The following is a 15,147-nucleotide window of genomic DNA, read 5'->3' as shown; positions in this document are numbered from 1 at the left end:
TCGTCGGCAGCGTCAGATGTGTATAAGAGACAGGGCGGCAAGGGCGGCGGCAAGCGGCAGTAAGGGCAGGGCTTTGTATTTCATCGCATACTCAATCTTGATGATGTGTTAATAATAGTTTTGATTATCAGTTTAAATGTTATATGATGTCAAATGTTTTGTGGGGCGATGCAAAAGCCGGTAAATGTGAAATCCGCCCTTTGAAAATTGGGCGGCGGTTTTTTGCCTGCCCGCTTTCAGACGGCAAAGCCGGTTTTCACGGGTTTCTGCCTGTTTTTCGGATAGTTTGACGTGCTTCGGAGACGTGTTTGCCGGAAAGGTAAATGACAGGGTATGTTGTATTTCAGATACGGCTTTTTGGTTGTTTGGTGTGCGGCAGGTGTTTCTGCCGCCTATGGGGCGGATGCGCCCGCGATTTTGGATGACAAGGCATTGTTGCAGGTGCAGCGGTCGGTGTCGGATAAGTGGGCGGAATCAGATTGGAAAGTTGAAAATGATGCCCCGCGCGTGGTTGACGGGGATTTTTTGTTGGCGCATCCGAAAATGTTGGAACATAGTTTGCGCGACGCGCTCAACGGCAATCAGGCGGATTTGATCGCTTCGTTGGCGGATTTGTATGCCAAGCTGCCGGATTATGACGCGGTTTTGTACGGCAGGGCGCGGGCTTTGCTGGCGAAATTGGCGGGAAGTCCGGCGGAGGCGGTCGCGCGGTATCGGGAACTGCACGGGGAAAATGCGGCAGACGAGCGGATTTTGCTGGATTTGGCGGCGGCGGAGTTTGACGATTTCCGGCTGAAGTCGGCAGAAAGGCATTTTGCGGAGGCGGCAAAATTGGATTTGCCGGCGCCGGTTTTGGAAAATGTGGGGCGTTTCCGGAAAAAAACGGAGGGGCTGACGGGCTGGCGTTTTTCGGGCGGCATCAGCCCGGCGGTCAATAGAAATGCCAATAATGCCGCGCCGCAGTATTGCTGGCAAAACGGAGGCAGTCAGATATGCAGTGTCAGCCGGGCGGAGCGGGCGGCAGGGTTGAATTATGAAATCGAGGCGGAAAAGCTGACGGCGTTGGCGGATAATCATTATTTGTTGTTCCGTTCCAATATCGGCGGCACGAGCTATTATTTCAGTAAAAAATCAGCTTATGATGACGGGTTCGGCAGGGCGTATTTGGGATGGCAGTATAAAAATGCGCGGCAGACGGCGGGGATTTTGCCGTTTTATCAGGTGCAGTTGTCGGGCAGCGACGGCTTTGATGCGAAAACAAAACGGGTAAACAACCGCCGCCTGCCGCCGTATATGCTGGCGCACGGAGTCGGCGTGCAGCTGTCCCATACTTACCGCCCAAACCCGGGATGGCAATTTTCGGTCGCGCTGGAACATTACCGCCAACGCTACCGCGAACAGGATAGGGCGGAATACAATAACGGCAGGCAGGACGGGTTTTATGTTTCGTCGGCAAAACGTTTGGGCGAATCGGCAACTGTGTTCGGCGGCTGGCAGTTTGTGCGGTTTGTGCCGAAACGCGAAACGGTGGGCGGCGCGGTTAATAATGTCGCCTACCGGCGCAACGGTGTTTATGCCGGTTGGGCGCAGGAGTGGCGGCAGTTGGGCGGTTTGAATAGTCGGGTTTCCGCGTCTTATGCCCGCCGCAACTATAAGGGCGTTGCGGCTTTCTCGACAGAGGCGCAACGCAACCGCGAATGGAATGTCTCGCTGGCTTTGAGCCACGACAAGTTGTCGTACAAAGGTATCGTACCGGCGTTGAATTATCGTTTCGGCAGGACGGAAAGTAATGTGCCGTATGCGAAACGCCGCAACAGCGAGGTGTTTGTGTCGGCGGATTGGCGGTTTTGAATGGTGGGAAAATGCCGTCCGAACTTTGGAAACAGGTTAGGACGGCATTTTTGTATATTCAGGCAAGGGCGGCGGCAAATATGCCGCGCAGGGCGTTGGAGAGGCGGATTTCTTCGGCTTCTTGCAGTGTTTTTTGTGTGATGTGTGTTTCGATTACTTGATTTGTTTGCAAATATTTTTGCGGTTCGTCCAATACGGCTTGGCGCATTATGCCGTTTAAAATGTCTAAATCTAAAGAGGGCGTAAGCCATTGTCCGCGATGTTTGATGAAGACGTTGCTTCTGCCGCCTTCGAGCAGGATGCCGTCCGAGTTGAAAAACAGGCTGTCGAACGCGCCTTGTGTTTCGGCGGTTTGCCACGCTTGGTCGAAGAGGGCGCGGTGTGTGGTTTTGAAGCGGCGCAGGTAGTTTTGTGCGGGCAGGACGGCGGGCGAAATGATGACGCGCTGTTTGTCAGCCAAATGGTTTAAAACGGCGCGGGACAGGCTGATGCCGTCTGAAGCGAGCAGGGCTTTGACGCGGAACGCGCCGTCGGGCAAGTCGGTAATGTATTGTTTGATTTGATTTTCGCAACCGTCGGGCAGGGGCAGGTTGAGGGCTTGCGCGGAGGTTTTCAGACGGCATAGGTGGCGGTCGAGCAGGGCGCATTGCCTGTTTTCCGCGCGCAGGGTTTCAAAAATGCCGAAATCGGGGCGCAGTTCGTTGAGGAATCGGGCTTTCCAGCCGCATTCGCGATATTCGGCGGCGGGGTCGCTGTCGATGACGATGCCGGAACCGACACCGTACACGCCCCGATACGGCGGATTGGAGTCAAACGGATGCGGCGTTGCCCCGCCTTGCCCTGCCGTTCGGGCTTGCGCGTTTGAATCCGGGCCGCCGATGCCTGAAACAATGCCGTCTGAAGCCGAAGCGTGTTTGAGCGACAAGGTGCGGATAACGACGTTGAACGTGCCTTCAAACCCCAAGCCGCCGGAACACGGGTTCAAATAGCCGATGCTGCCCGTATAAAGTCCGCGCGCTTCGGTTTCGAGCGATTCGATAATCTGCATACTCATTTTTTTGGGCGCGCCGGTGATGCTGCCGCAGGGGAAGGCGGCGCGGAGGATGTCGGCGACGGTGATGTGCGGCAGGGCTTGGGCTTGGATGGTGCTGGTCATCTGCCAGACGCTGCCGAAACGCGATACTTTAAACGGCTCGGGCACGCATACTTTGCCGGTTCGGGCGATTTTGCCGAGGTCGTTGCGCAGCAAGTCGACAATCATCACGTTTTCGGCGCGGTTTTTCGGGTCGTTTTGCAACTCGGCGGCGCGGCGTTCGTCTTGCCCGTCGCCCAAAATCGGCGCGGTGCCTTTCATCGGTTCGGTGCTGATGGTGCCGTCCGCACCGATTTTGAGGAAGAGTTCGGGCGAGAAACACAGCGTCCACGCGGATTTTCCTGCCGCATCGGGCAGGTGGGACAAGACGGCATAGGGGACGGGCTGGCGCAGGCGGCGGTAGAGGCTGATGGGATTGCCGTAGGCTTGCAGGTGCAGGCGGGTGGTGTAGTTGATTTGATAGGTGTCGCCGCGCCGGATGGCTTCGTGGATTTGGCGGATGTGGTTGAGGTAATCGGCTTCGGATACGGAGGATTGCGGCGTGGAAATGCCGGCGGGGATGCCGTCTGAATGTCGGGCAAGCCAGCTTTCGGCATCGCTGTCGGCGCAGTCGGCAAACCAGTGCAGAGCAAAGTTGCGGCCGCGTTCGGAGTCCATCCCCATCAGCGGCAAACCGAATTCGTAGTCTGCAAACAACACGGCATGCAGCCCTTTTTGCCAGCCCTTTTGCAGAGCGCCGTCCAAAGCATCGAGTTCTTCAGGACGGAAAAAACGGCTTTCTACATGATTTTGATAGCGTTTTGCGCGGCCGCTTACGGCATCGTCAAACAGGGCGAAATAAGGCATGGCAATCAGGGGCAAATGTTTTGATTATACGCTCTTTTTACACATATTTTCAGACGATTCGGCAAATATCGGCAAAATGTAATTTTATGTAGAGAAAGTGGGGGCGAAGGTGTAAAATTGTGAAAACAAATTTCGATTTCCAACCTGAAATACAATAAGGAGACCTTTATGACAGACCACCAGCTGCAACCGTTTGAAAGTGTGGAATTGGGCGAAAAGCAAGACCAGCTCCAAGTATTTGAAAAAGCTGTTTTGGAACATGAAGGCAAAGGTTCTGCCGAAGATTCCGGCACAGCCCCGCTGCCCGAAAACTACCCCTACCGCAAACGTATGCGCCGTGCCGTATACGAAGCCGAAAAAGCCAAACTGCAAATCGAGCTGCTGAAAGTGCAAAGCTGGGTTAAAGACTCCGGCCAACGCATCGTCAGCCTGTTTGAAGGCCGGGATGCGGCAGGTAAGGGCGGTACCATCAAACGCTTTATGGAACATTTGAATCCGCGCGGCGCGCGCGTGGTCGCTTTGGAAAAACCGACTACCACCGAACGCGGACAATGGTATTTCCAACGCTATGTTCAAAATCTGCCGACTGCAGGCGAAATGGTCTTCTTCGACCGCTCATGGTACAACCGCGCCGGCGTAGAACGCGTGATGGGCTTCTGCGAACCTAACGAATATATGCTCTTTATGCGCCAAACCCCCGAATTGGAGCGTATGCTCGTTGCCAGCGGCATCCATCTGTTTAAATTCTGGTTCTCCGTATCCCGTGAAGAACAACTGCGCCGCTTCATCTCCCGCCGCGACGACCCCCTGAAACACTGGAAACTCTCCCCCGTGGACATCCAGTCGCTTGACCGTTGGGACGACTACACTGAAGCTAAAAACGCCATGTTCTTCCATACCCACACCGGCGACGCGCCTTGGGTCATCATCCGTTCCGACGACAAAAAACGCGCCCGTTTGAACTGTATCCGCTACTTCCTGCACCAGTTGGACTACCCGGGCAAAGACGTGAAAGCCATCGGCAAAGTGGACGATAAAATCGTTCTTGTTCCCGATACGCGTTACAAAGAGAAAACCATTGATGTCGGTCATGACTGATTNCCGGTGAAACCGTAAAAATGCCGTCTGAACCTGAAATCGGGTTCAGACGGCATTTCCTATCGGGGTTTCAAAGCGGCATTAAATGTCGGTTTCCAGATAAACGACTTGGGTTTGCAGATATTCTTCCAAACCGTGTTTGCCGTCCGCGCCGCCGATACCGGATTTTTTCCAGCCTGCGTGGAAACCCTGCATGGCTTCGAAGTTTTCGCGGTTGATGTAGGTTTCGCCGAATTGCAGGCGGCGGGTAACGTAGAAGGCTTCGTTTAAATTAGTCGTATAAACAGAACTGGTCAGACCAAACTCGCAATCGTTAGCCAGTGCGATGACTTGGTCGAGCGTGTCGAAAGCGGAAACGGGCAGGACGGGGCCGAAGGTTTCTTCTTTCATAATGTCCATACTGTTGTCGGTGTCGGTCAGCAGGGTCGGCTCGAAGAAATAACCGCGTCCTTCGGCGCGTTTGCCGCCGCAAACCAATTTCGCACCTTGTTTGACTGCCCGTTCCACTTTTTCGGCAACGGCTTTGACGGCGCGCTCTTCAATCAGCGGGCCCATTTCCAGCGCACCTGCTTCGGCTTCGGCAGGGTTGCCGTAGCGCACGCCTTTCATCGCGGCGGTCATTTTTTCGATAAACGCGTCTTTCAGGCTGCTGTGGACATAGACGCGCTCGGCGCAGTTGCAGATTTGACCGGTGTTGCCGACGCGCGAAGCCAAGATGGATTTCACTGCCAAATCCAAATCCGCGTCTTTCAAAACGATGGCGGGGGCTTTGCCGCCGAGTTCCAGCGAAACTTTGGTGATGTTGGCGGAAGCGGCTTCCATCACTTGGCGGCCCGCTTCGACGGAACCGGTCAGGCTGACCATATCGACTTGCGGATGGGCGGACAAGGCATTGCCGATTTCCGCGCCAGGTCCGTTCACCACGTTGAACACGCCTGCGGGCAGTCCCACGGCATCGACGATTTCGGCGAAGATGTGGCAGTTGATCGGGGTTACGCTGCTGGGTTTGACGACGATGGTGTTGCCCGTTACCAAAGCGGGGCCCATTTTGCGGGCAATCAGGAAGAAGGGGAAGTTCCACGGCAAAATGCCGGCGATTACGCCCAGCGGACGTTTGAACAATAAAATATTTTCACGCGGGCGGTCGCTTTGGATGATTTCGCCTTCATAACGGCGCGCCCATTCGGCCTGGTAATCGAGATAGTCGGCGGTGAACATCACTTCCACGCGCGCCAAGTCTTTGGTTTTGCCGCCTTCGGCAACGATGGTGTCGGTCAGCTCGTCGGCGCGTTCGCGTATGCCTTGGGCGATTTTGCGCAAATACGCGCCGCGTTCGACCGCAGGCAGACGTTCCCAAGCCGGTTGCGCCGCGCGTGCCGCCGCTACGGCACGGTCAACGTCTGCTTTGCCGCCTTTGGGTTCGCGGGCGATGGCCTCTTCGGTGGAAGGGTTCAATACGTCGCGCCATTCGCCGTTGAAATCGTTTTCAAAGCGTCCGTTGATGTACATGGTCAATTGTTTCATTTCGGGTTCTCCAGTTTTGTAGTCAGATGTAGTTTTAGTTTATTCCCAAATAAATTACCGTACAAGTTTTTTATAGTGGATTAACAAAAATCAGGACAAGGCGACGAAGCCGCAGACAGTACAAATAGTACGGAACCGATTCACTTGGTGCTTCAGCACCTTAGAGAATCGTTCTCTTTGAGCTAAGGCGAGGCAACGCCGTACTGGTTTTTGTTAATCCACTATACACGCGGATTTCGGGTTTGAAATCAAATGCGGCTTACCGGTTTTCTTTTTTGGTTTCCGCAGGCGTGCTGCCGAAATATTGCCTGAATGCCTGAGTAAAGCTGGAAACGTGGCGGTAGCCGCATAAATATGCGGTTTCGCCTATGCTTTTACCCCCGTTTTGCAACAGGTAGAGCGCGTGCTGCATTTGTTTGTGGTGCAGCCACTCGCTTGCGGTAATGCCGAAATGGTCGCGCATACGGCGTTGCAGCGTCCTTTCGCTGATGTTCAGCGCGTCTGTCAGCCGGTTGACATGGTGTGCACCGTTGGCAAATGCCTCGTTCAGGATGCGGCTGAAGTTTTCAGACGGCATGGTGTTTGCTTCCGCCGTTTCTCCTGCCGCTGGTCCGATGCTGTCCGACACCGTGTCCCACAAATCCGACAGCAGCCGCAAAACGTCTGCCTCGCGGCGCAATGTTTTGCCCAAATGCCCCCTTGGGGCAGGTTGCAGGCAAGATGCCGCCAAGCCGCGCAGATTTGGGGACAAATCCCATATTCTGACCGGTTCGCGGTAAAGTATGGGTGTAAAACCCGCATACTCCGGACGCAGCAGCCATTGCTCCATACCTTTAATGGTCATTTTGACCGTTTTGCCGCCGCGATAAAGATAGCGGCTGAACAGGACTTCTTCCCCGACTGAAATCAGGATGACCTTGCCGCCGTCCGCATCGATTTGGAATCGGCTCCGGTTGATGCCGAAGTTCAAAGAGCCTTCCAGCAAAAGTACGAACGACACATAAGGTTCGGCGAGGCGGCTGCTGCAAAAATCACACCGTGCTGTTACCGTGCCGCCGTGGATGGAAATGCCGTTGGACAAAGTATCGAAACGGTAGCTGCCTTCGACATAATCTCCGCCCCCGCTGTTAACCAGGTTGACGAATTGGCTGCTGTTCAAATATTCTTCTGCCATGGTTATTTCTTGAGAAAAATTATCATTTGAAAGATAACATTTTTCACTTCGGTAAACAATCCGCTGCCGGGCACGGCATTTTCACAACACTTACCGTCCGTATGCCGTCTGAAAATTGCCCGTCTTTCCGATAAGCCTTAAAATACACGCCGTCAAACCTATCGTTTTGCCTGCACATGAGTCCCTTCCCTTTTATCGAAATGAAAGATGTCGCCTTTGCGTATGGCGACCGCCCGATTCTGAAGAACATCAATTTCAGTATTCCGCAAGGCAATTTTGCTGCCGTAATGGGCGGTTCGGGCAGCGGCAAAACCACGCTGATGAGGCTGATTACAGGACAGATTCGTCCGCAGTCCGGGCAGGTTTTGATTGAAGGACGGGATTTGGCGGGCTTTTCGGCTGACGAGTTGTATGAACACCGTCGCCGTATGGGTGTGTTGTTCCAACACGGCGCACTGTTTACCGATTTGTCTGTATTCGACAATATCGCTTTCCCGATGCGCGAACTGACGCAACTGCCGGAAGCGGTGATTCGAGATTTGGTTTTGTTGAAACTGAACGCGGTCGGTCTGCGCGGCGTGGAAAACCTGATGCCGTCTGAATTGTCCGGTGGGATGTCGCGCCGCGTTGCGCTTGCCCGCACGATTGCGCTCGACCCTGAAATTATGTTGTACGACGAGCCGTTTACCGGCCTCGATCCGATTTCCTTGGGTGTGATTGCCCACTTGATCAGCCGCGTCAACAAGGCCTTGCGTTCGACCAGCATTATGGTAACGCACGACATTGAAAAATCTTTGGAAATCGTCGATCAGGTAATTTTCTTGGCGCACGGCGAAATTATGTTCTCCGGCTCGCCGCAGGAAATGCGCGAACTGGATTCGCCTTGGGTGCGCCAGTTTGTCGGCGGGCTGGCAGACGGCCCCGTAGCATACCGTTATCCGGCGCAAACGTCGTTGCATCAGGACCTGTTGGGATAAATGAGTTGATGCCGTCTGAAACCGTTGAACTTTACATATAGAAATTTATGAATTTTATCCGTTCCGTCGGGGCGAAAACCCTCGGCTTTATTCAATCCCTCGGCAGTATTACGCTGTTTCTGCTGAACATTCTGGCGAAGTCCGGTACGGCTTTCGTCCGTCCGCGCCTGAGCGTGCGCCAAGTGTATTTTGCCGGCGTGCTGTCGGTGTTGATTGTTGCCGTTTCAGGGCTGTTTGTCGGCATGGTCTTGGGTTTGCAGGGCTATACGCAGCTGGCAAAATTCAAATCCGCCGATATTTTGGGCTATATGGTCGCGGCTTCGCTGTTGCGCGAGCTGGGTCCGGTATTGGCAGCGATTTTGTTTGCCAGCAGTGCGGGCGGTGCGATGACCAGCGAAATCGGTTTGATGAAAACGACCGAACAGCTCGAGGCGATGAACGTGATGGCGGTAAACCCTGTCGCCCGCGTGGTTGCGCCGCGCTTTTGGGCGGGCGTGTTTTCCATGCCGCTTTTGGCTTCGATTTTCAACGTGGCGGGCATTTTCGGCGCGTATTTGGTCGGTGTAACCTGGCTGGGCTTGGACAGCGGCATTTTCTGGTCGCAAATGCAGAACAACATCACGATACATTACGATGTAATCAACGGTCTGATTAAATCCGCTGCGTTCGGCATGGCGGTAACACTGATTGCCGTACATCAGGGCTTTCACTGCGTGCCGACTTCGGAAGGCATTTTGCGCGCCAGTACGCGCACGGTGGTTTCGTCCGCCCTGACGATTTTGGCGATTGACTTTGTGTTGACCGCGTGGATGTTTACAGATTAACAGGCCGTCTGAAAACGAAACAAAAAACATTTGAATATTCAAGGAACTTTAATGAAAAAGAACATATTGGAATTTTGGGTCGGACTGTTCGTCCTGATCGGCGTGGCAGCGGTCGGCTTTCTCGCTTTCCGCGTGGCGGGCGGCGCGGCGTTCGGCAATTCCGGCAAGACTTATACCGTATATGCCGATTTCAGCGACATCGGCGGTTTGAAGGCCAATGCGCCGATTAAATCCGCAGGCGTATTGGTCGGACGCGTTGGTTCCATCGAGCTTGACCCGAAATCCTATCAGGCGAAAGTCCGTCTCGATTTGGACAGCAAATATCAGTTCAGTAGCGACGTTTCTGCGCAAATCCTGACTTCCGGCCTGTTGGGCGAACAATATATCGGCCTGCAACAAGGCGGCGACACCGAGAATCTCGCCGCAGGCGATACCATTTCCGTTACCAGCTCCGCCATGGTTCTGGAAAACCTAATCGGTAAATTCATGACCAGCTTCGCCGAGAAAAACGCGGCGGGCGGCGACGATGCGGCAAAAGCCACCGAATAAACGTACACCATCATATTCAAACTAGGACACTTAATCATGAAAAAAACCTCTTTCATCAGCGCACTAAGCATCGGCATCTTGAGCATCAGCATGGCGGTTGCCGCCCCTGCCGACGCAGTGAACCAAATCCGTCAAAATGCCACTCAAGTATTGAGCATCTTAAAAAACGGCGATGCCAACACTGCCCGCCAAAAAGCCGAAGCATACGCAACCCCTTATTTCGATTTCCAACGCATGACCGCANTGGCGGTCGGCAACCCTTGGCGTACCGCGTCTGACGCGCAAAAACAAGAGTTGACCAAAGAATTTCAAACCCTGCTGATCCGCACCTACTCCGGTACCATGTTGAAATTCAAAAACGCCAACGTTAATGTTAAAGACAACCCTATTGTCAATAAAGGCGGCAAAGAAATCATCGTCCGCGCCGAAGTCGGCGTACCCGGGCAAAAACCCGTCAATATGGACTTCACTACCTACCAAAGCGGCAACAAATACCGTGCCTACAACGTCGCCATCGAAGGCGCAAGCCTGGTAACCGTTTACCGCAACCAATTCGGCGAAATCATCAAAGCCAAAGGCATAGACGGGCTGATTGCCGAGTTGAAGGCTAAAAACAGCGGCAAATGACCAACAATCCATGTCGTCCGTCTGAAGGCGGCATGGATTTTTTCCTACCGAACACTATGCATACAGAATTCAATAACGAAACATTGCGCGTCAGCGGCGACATTACCGTTAAAACCCTGACCGGGGAGGCTTTTGAGCGGTTTCAACAACAATGCCGTCTGAACGGAATCGTTGCCGTCGACTTCAGCGGCGTCAACCGTGCCGATTCCGCCTGCGTGTCGTTGCTGCTCGAAATATTGCGCCGACGCAAAGACAGCATCAGGCTGACCGGCATTCCCGAATCCGTGCGCGCACTGTCCGAACTGTACGAAATCAAAGACTGGCTGAAATCATGAAAAAAACCGCCTACGCCATCCTCCTGCTGATTGGATTCGCCTCTGCCCCTTCATTTGCAGAAACCCGCCCTGCCGACCCTTATGAAGGCTACAACCGCGCCGTTTCCAAATTCAACGACCAAGCCGACCGCTACATTTTCGCCCCTGCCGCGCGCGGCTACCGCAAAGTCACGCCGAAACCCGTCCGCGCCGGCGTGTCCAATTTTTTTAACAACCTGCGCGACGTGGTCAGCTTCGGCAGCAATATCTTGCGCTTGGACATCAAACGCGCAAGCGAAGACCTTGTCCGCGTCGGCATCAACACTACTTTCGGTTTGGGCGGACTGATCGACATCGCCGGCGCGGGCGGCGTTCCCGACAATAAAAACACCTTGGGCGACACGTTTGCCTCGTGGGGATGGAAAAACAGCAATTATTTCGTGCTGCCCGTCTTAGGGCCGTCCACCGTCCGCGACGCGCTCGGTACGGGCATTACCTCCGTTTACCCGCCCAAGAATATCGTCTTCCGCACCCCCGCCGGACGTTGGGGCACGGCTGCCGCCTCCGCCGTCAGCACCCGCGAAGGCCTGCTCGATTTGACCGACAGCCTTGATGATGCCGCCATCGACAAATACAGTTATATGCGCGATTTCTATATGAAGGTCCGCGCGCGGCAGACCGGTGCAACACCTGCCGAAGGTACGGAAGATAACATCGACATCGACGAATTGGTCGAAAGTGCCGAAACCGGGGCGGCGGAAACTGCCGTTCAAGAAGATTCCGTATCCGAAACACAGGCAGAAGCAGCAGGGGAAGCCGAAACGCAACCCGGAACACAACCCTAAAACCATGCCGTCTGAAAATCCGTGTTCAGACGGCATTCCATTCTGTCGGAACGGACAGTCCGACACTACAGATTGGGCTATAATCCCTTTTTTGCGCATACCGCGCGACAGCAAAGGAAAAACCATGTACGAAGTCAACCGCAGCGTATTCGTCCTCATTCCGCTCGAACCCTTCTGGAACTGGCTGCAAACCCTGCCGGGCAACCACCTCGACGGACTGACCCTCGAAGACATCCAAGCCGATGCCAATTCCTATCTTGTCCGCCCGTGCGAAACCGCCGACGAAGTATGGGACGAAATCGAAACCCGTTTTGAAGACATTTTCGCCGCCGAACTTGCCGACTGGTGCGAAGACGAACGCGAGTGGCCCGAACTCGATGCCGACATTTTCAACGAATGGTTCGACATCCAGCTTTCTACCGTCATCACCGACCTCGAACACGAACCGCTTGCCCGCGAAGCCTTCCAACCCATTAACCTGAACTGATGAAGCTGACCGTCCGCAATTACCATCTCGACGGCTACGGCCATGTCAACAATGCGCGCTACCTCGAATTCCTCGAGGAAGCGCGTTGGGCGTTTTTCGAGGAGCGCGGACTGCTGCATGAATTGTCAGACCTCATGCTCATTGTTGCCCGTATCGATATCCGTTACAGCCGTCCCGCCGTCGAAGGCGACGTATTGCAGTTTTCATGCCGTCTGAAAACCCCCGGCACGCGCCGCATTGTGCTGACCCAAACCATTACGCTGCCGAACGGAAAAACTGCAGCCGAAGCCGATATCACCCTGATGCCGGTCAGCGCAAAAACACAGCGTACCGTCAGCCTCCCCGTTACACTCGCACACGCATTGGAAGACTTGTCCGAATGAAAAAAATATTCACTGCCGCCGCCGTCGTATTGGTCGGTATCCTTATTGCCGCCGTTCTGATTCCCGACAGCAAAACCGCTCCCGCATTTTCGCTGCCCGATATGAATGGCAAAACCGTTTCCAACGCCGACCTGCAAGGCAAAGTAACCCTGATTAATTTTTGGTTTCCCTCCTGTCCCGGTTGCGTGAGCGAAATGCCCAAAGTGATTAAAACGGCGCATGACTATAAAAATAAAGATTTCCAAGTACTCGCCGTTGCACAACCTATCGATCCGATAGAAAGCGTCCGCCAATACATCAAAGATTACGGTTTGCCCTTTACCGTCATGTATGATGCGGATAAAGCCGTCGGACAGGCGTTCGGCACGCAGGTTTATCCGACTTCCGTCCTCATCGGTAAAAAAGGCGAAATCCTCAAAACCTATGTCGGCGAACCTGATTTCGGTAAGCTCTATCAAGAAATCGATACCGCACTGGCACAATAGCGCGTTTGCATTCATGCCGTCTGAAAGCATAAGAGCGGGAATGCAGATATATTCCCGCTCTTATGCTTTCAGACGGCATTTAATCATCCAGCAGATTCTTTTTCACCACCGCGGGATTGCCCGCTGCCAAAGAGTAGGGCGGAATGTCTTTCGTTACCACGGAACCTGCACCGACAACCGAACCGCGCCCGATAGTTACGCCAGCCATCACAATAACCCTCCTGCCCAGCCAAACATCGTCTTCCAGCGAAATCGGACGGATTTCCGTATAGCCCTCAAAGCGTTTTTTTGAACGGTCAAACTTGTGGTTGCTTGAATAAAACAGGCATTCCGGCCCCATCATCACATTTTTGCCAACCACCAGCCCACGGCAGATTTCACAGTTTACCCCGATACCGGAACCATCGCCCAAAACCGTATCCGGGAACACATAGGCACCGCGTTCGATATTGACCCCGCTTCCGATATGCGGAGAAATCCGCCGTGCCAGAAATACGCGTACGCTTTTGCCGATGATGCCGATACCGCGCATATGAGACGGCGGCAATAGGGAACCGGCGAAGCGCAGCAGCAGGGAAAAAAACTTCACCCTCATAAAACCTCCTTCAGAGTAATCTTTTTGCATTTTATCGAATATACTCTTGACGTAACAACAGAAAATAGAGAGAATGTCGGACTTGTCTGTAGTATAGGTACATCCCCTATGCCCGCTTTTTTGAAAGGAAATCAAATGAAACAAGGTATTCACCCGAACTACCACGAAGTCAACGTTACCTGCTCCTGCGGCAACAAATTCGTAACCAAATCCGCGATGGAAAAAGAAAACTTCAATATCGAGGTTTGCTCCCTGTGCCACCCGTTCTATACCGGCACCCAAAAAATCGTCGATACCACNGGCCGCGTGGACAAATTCAACAACAAATTCGGCAACCTGTTCAAACGCTGATTGCCGCTTTGCAAGAATTAAGCCCTGCCATCATTTCGATGGCAGGGCTTTTTAATATTTGGCACACTGACTTCTTATCTATATAGTGGATTAACAAAAATCAGGACAAGGCGACGAAGCCGCAGACAGTACAGATAGTACGGAACCGATTCACTTGGTGCTTCAGCACCTTAGAGAATCGTTCTCTTTGAGCTAAGACGAGGCAACGCCGTACTGGTTTTTGTTAATCCACTATATTTTGACGGGGTTGAAGTTGACATCTACAAAGTTTAATGTTTGAATACATTCAAAAATATATTTGAATGAGATGTTTTATGATTCAAAATGTCGTTACTTCAATAATCCTGTATTCTGGGACAGCCGTAGACTTACTTATTATCCTAATGTTATTTTTTGCCAAAAGAAAAAGCAGAAAAGACATCATTAACATCTATTTAGGACAATTTCTAGGCTCTGTTAGCCTGATATTGCTAAGTTTGCTTTTTGCATTTGTCTTAGATTATATTCCTAGTAAAGAGATTTTAGGTTTGCTCGGCTTGATTCCGATTTTCCTAGGCCTCAAAGTTTTGCTGTTAGGAGATTCCGATGGAGAGTCTATTGCCAAAGAGGGTTTGCGCAAAGATAATAAAAACCTGATTTTTCTAGTCGCTATGATTACTTTTGCAAGTTGTGGTGCTGACAATATTGGTGTCTTTGTCCCATATTTTACTACCTTAAATTTAGCGAATTTGATAGTGGCTTTACTTACCTTTCTAGTCATGATTTATCTCTTGGTTTTTTCTGCCCAAAAATTGGCACAAGTCCCTTCTGTTGGAGAAACTTTGGAAAAATATAGCAGATGGTTTGTTGCTGTTGTTTATTTAGGATTGGGGATATATATCCTGATTGAAAACAACAGTTTTGATATGCTATGGACTGTGTTGGGCCAGGAAAAAATATTATGAAAAAGATAGTATCTGCAAAGACTGCCCCGTGCAGTCTTTTTTGTTGCCGGTCTTTTTGTGTCTGATGCCGTCTGAAGCAGTCTCTGCACGACCTTTGTGCGAATATTTGCTACACTTGGCAATCCATCCATTTCTTCTTACGCTTATGTTGACCTATACCCCTGTCTCTTATACACATCT

At 52.5% G+C, this 15,147-nt stretch carries 17 protein-coding genes; 13 read left to right on the top strand and 4 right to left on the bottom strand.

Annotation, left to right across the window (positions count from 1 at the left end):
- Nucleotides 1–333: 333 nt before the first annotated feature.
- Nucleotides 334–1,851, top strand: coding sequence for a surface lipoprotein assembly modifier (locus ACRPFF_RS10000; RefSeq protein ID WP_432674562.1), 1,518 nt, complete (start codon nt 334–336; stop codon nt 1,849–1,851).
- A gap of 58 nt (nt 1,852–1,909) precedes the next feature.
- Here the strand turns inward: ACRPFF_RS10000 and ACRPFF_RS09995 are convergent, their stop codons facing one another.
- Nucleotides 1,910–3,790, bottom strand: coding sequence for a chorismate-binding protein (locus tag ACRPFF_RS09995; RefSeq protein ID WP_432674561.1), 1,881 nt, complete (start codon nt 3,788–3,790; stop codon nt 1,910–1,912).
- Between the two features lie 168 nt (nt 3,791–3,958).
- On the opposite strand from ACRPFF_RS09995, the gene ppk2 reads away from it, so the two are divergent.
- Nucleotides 3,959–4,888: a polyphosphate kinase 2 gene (gene ppk2, locus ACRPFF_RS09990; protein WP_107859559.1), complete on the top strand. Its 930-nt coding sequence runs from the start codon at nt 3,959–3,961 to the stop codon at nt 4,886–4,888.
- Between the two features lie 81 nt (nt 4,889–4,969).
- On the opposite strand, the gene aldA is transcribed toward ppk2, so the two are convergent.
- Together aldA and ACRPFF_RS09980 are read right to left on the bottom strand one after the other, a co-directional pair.
- A complete protein-coding gene (gene aldA / locus ACRPFF_RS09985) occupies nt 4,970–6,412 on the bottom strand; it encodes an aldehyde dehydrogenase (RefSeq protein WP_432674560.1) in 1,443 nt (480 codons plus the stop codon).
- Nucleotides 6,413–6,671: 259 nt separating this feature from the next.
- Nucleotides 6,672–7,586, bottom strand: coding sequence for a helix-turn-helix transcriptional regulator (locus tag ACRPFF_RS09980; RefSeq protein WP_432674559.1), 915 nt, complete (start codon nt 7,584–7,586; stop codon nt 6,672–6,674).
- A gap of 176 nt (nt 7,587–7,762) precedes the next feature.
- Here ACRPFF_RS09980 and ACRPFF_RS09975 point away from each other — a divergent pair, with 176 nt between their 5' ends.
- The 9 genes from ACRPFF_RS09975 to ACRPFF_RS09935 all read left to right on the top strand — a co-directional run bounded on the left by ACRPFF_RS09975 (nt 7,763) and on the right by ACRPFF_RS09935 (nt 13,077).
- A complete protein-coding gene (locus ACRPFF_RS09975) occupies nt 7,763–8,563 on the top strand; it encodes an ABC transporter ATP-binding protein (protein WP_003676043.1) in 801 nt (266 codons plus the stop codon).
- 47 nt (nt 8,564–8,610) lie between these two features.
- Nucleotides 8,611–9,387, top strand: coding sequence for a lipid asymmetry maintenance ABC transporter permease subunit MlaE (gene mlaE, locus ACRPFF_RS09970; protein WP_304676486.1), 777 nt, complete (start codon nt 8,611–8,613; stop codon nt 9,385–9,387).
- Nucleotides 9,388–9,438: 51 nt separating this feature from the next.
- Nucleotides 9,439–9,936: an outer membrane lipid asymmetry maintenance protein MlaD gene (gene mlaD, locus ACRPFF_RS09965; RefSeq protein WP_432674558.1), complete on the top strand. Its 498-nt coding sequence runs from the start codon at nt 9,439–9,441 to the stop codon at nt 9,934–9,936.
- Nucleotides 9,937–9,972: 36 nt separating this feature from the next.
- Complete coding sequence (locus ACRPFF_RS09960) at nt 9,973–10,563, top strand: MlaC/ttg2D family ABC transporter substrate-binding protein (protein ID WP_432674557.1); 591 nt, start codon at nt 9,973–9,975, stop codon at nt 10,561–10,563.
- A 56-nt stretch (nt 10,564–10,619) separates the two neighbouring features.
- Nucleotides 10,620–10,898, top strand: coding sequence for an STAS domain-containing protein (locus ACRPFF_RS09955; protein WP_107960926.1), 279 nt, complete (start codon nt 10,620–10,622; stop codon nt 10,896–10,898).
- Nucleotides 10,895–11,722 (top strand): MlaA family lipoprotein, encoded by an 828-nt coding sequence (locus ACRPFF_RS09950; protein WP_432674556.1) that lies wholly within the window; start codon nt 10,895–10,897, stop codon nt 11,720–11,722. The genes ACRPFF_RS09955 and ACRPFF_RS09950 overlap by 4 nt, the downstream gene beginning before the upstream one ends.
- A gap of 124 nt (nt 11,723–11,846) precedes the next feature.
- A complete protein-coding gene (locus tag ACRPFF_RS09945; RefSeq protein WP_036470376.1) occupies nt 11,847–12,209 on the top strand; it encodes a hypothetical protein in 363 nt (120 codons plus the stop codon).
- A complete protein-coding gene (locus ACRPFF_RS09940; protein ID WP_304666981.1) occupies nt 12,209–12,592 on the top strand; it encodes an acyl-CoA thioesterase in 384 nt (127 codons plus the stop codon). The genes ACRPFF_RS09945 and ACRPFF_RS09940 overlap by 1 nt, the downstream gene beginning before the upstream one ends.
- Nucleotides 12,589–13,077, top strand: a complete 489-nt coding sequence (locus tag ACRPFF_RS09935; protein WP_432674555.1) for a peroxiredoxin family protein — start codon at nt 12,589–12,591, stop codon at nt 13,075–13,077. The genes ACRPFF_RS09940 and ACRPFF_RS09935 overlap by 4 nt, the downstream gene beginning before the upstream one ends.
- A 79-nt stretch (nt 13,078–13,156) precedes the next feature.
- On the opposite strand, the gene ACRPFF_RS09930 is transcribed toward ACRPFF_RS09935, so the two are convergent.
- Nucleotides 13,157–13,672 (bottom strand): acyltransferase, encoded by a 516-nt coding sequence (locus ACRPFF_RS09930; protein ID WP_432674554.1) that lies wholly within the window; start codon nt 13,670–13,672, stop codon nt 13,157–13,159.
- Nucleotides 13,673–13,807: 135 nt separating this feature from the next.
- On the opposite strand from ACRPFF_RS09930, the gene rpmE reads away from it, so the two are divergent.
- Together rpmE and ACRPFF_RS09920 are read left to right on the top strand one after the other, a co-directional pair.
- Nucleotides 13,808–14,023, top strand: a complete 216-nt coding sequence (gene rpmE / locus ACRPFF_RS09925) for a 50S ribosomal protein L31 (RefSeq protein ID WP_003713538.1) — start codon at nt 13,808–13,810, stop codon at nt 14,021–14,023.
- A 314-nt stretch (nt 14,024–14,337) separates the two neighbouring features.
- Nucleotides 14,338–14,967 (top strand): CadD family cadmium resistance transporter, encoded by a 630-nt coding sequence (locus tag ACRPFF_RS09920; RefSeq protein WP_432674553.1) that lies wholly within the window; start codon nt 14,338–14,340, stop codon nt 14,965–14,967.
- Nucleotides 14,968–15,147: the final 180 nt, after the last annotated feature.

This window comes from Neisseria sp. SLRRB23, assembly GCF_050896295.1.
Taxonomy (GTDB): Bacteria; Pseudomonadota; Gammaproteobacteria; order Burkholderiales; family Neisseriaceae; genus Neisseria.
Note: the sequence above shows the minus strand (reverse complement) of the source record. Positions and strands in the feature narration are given on the sequence as shown.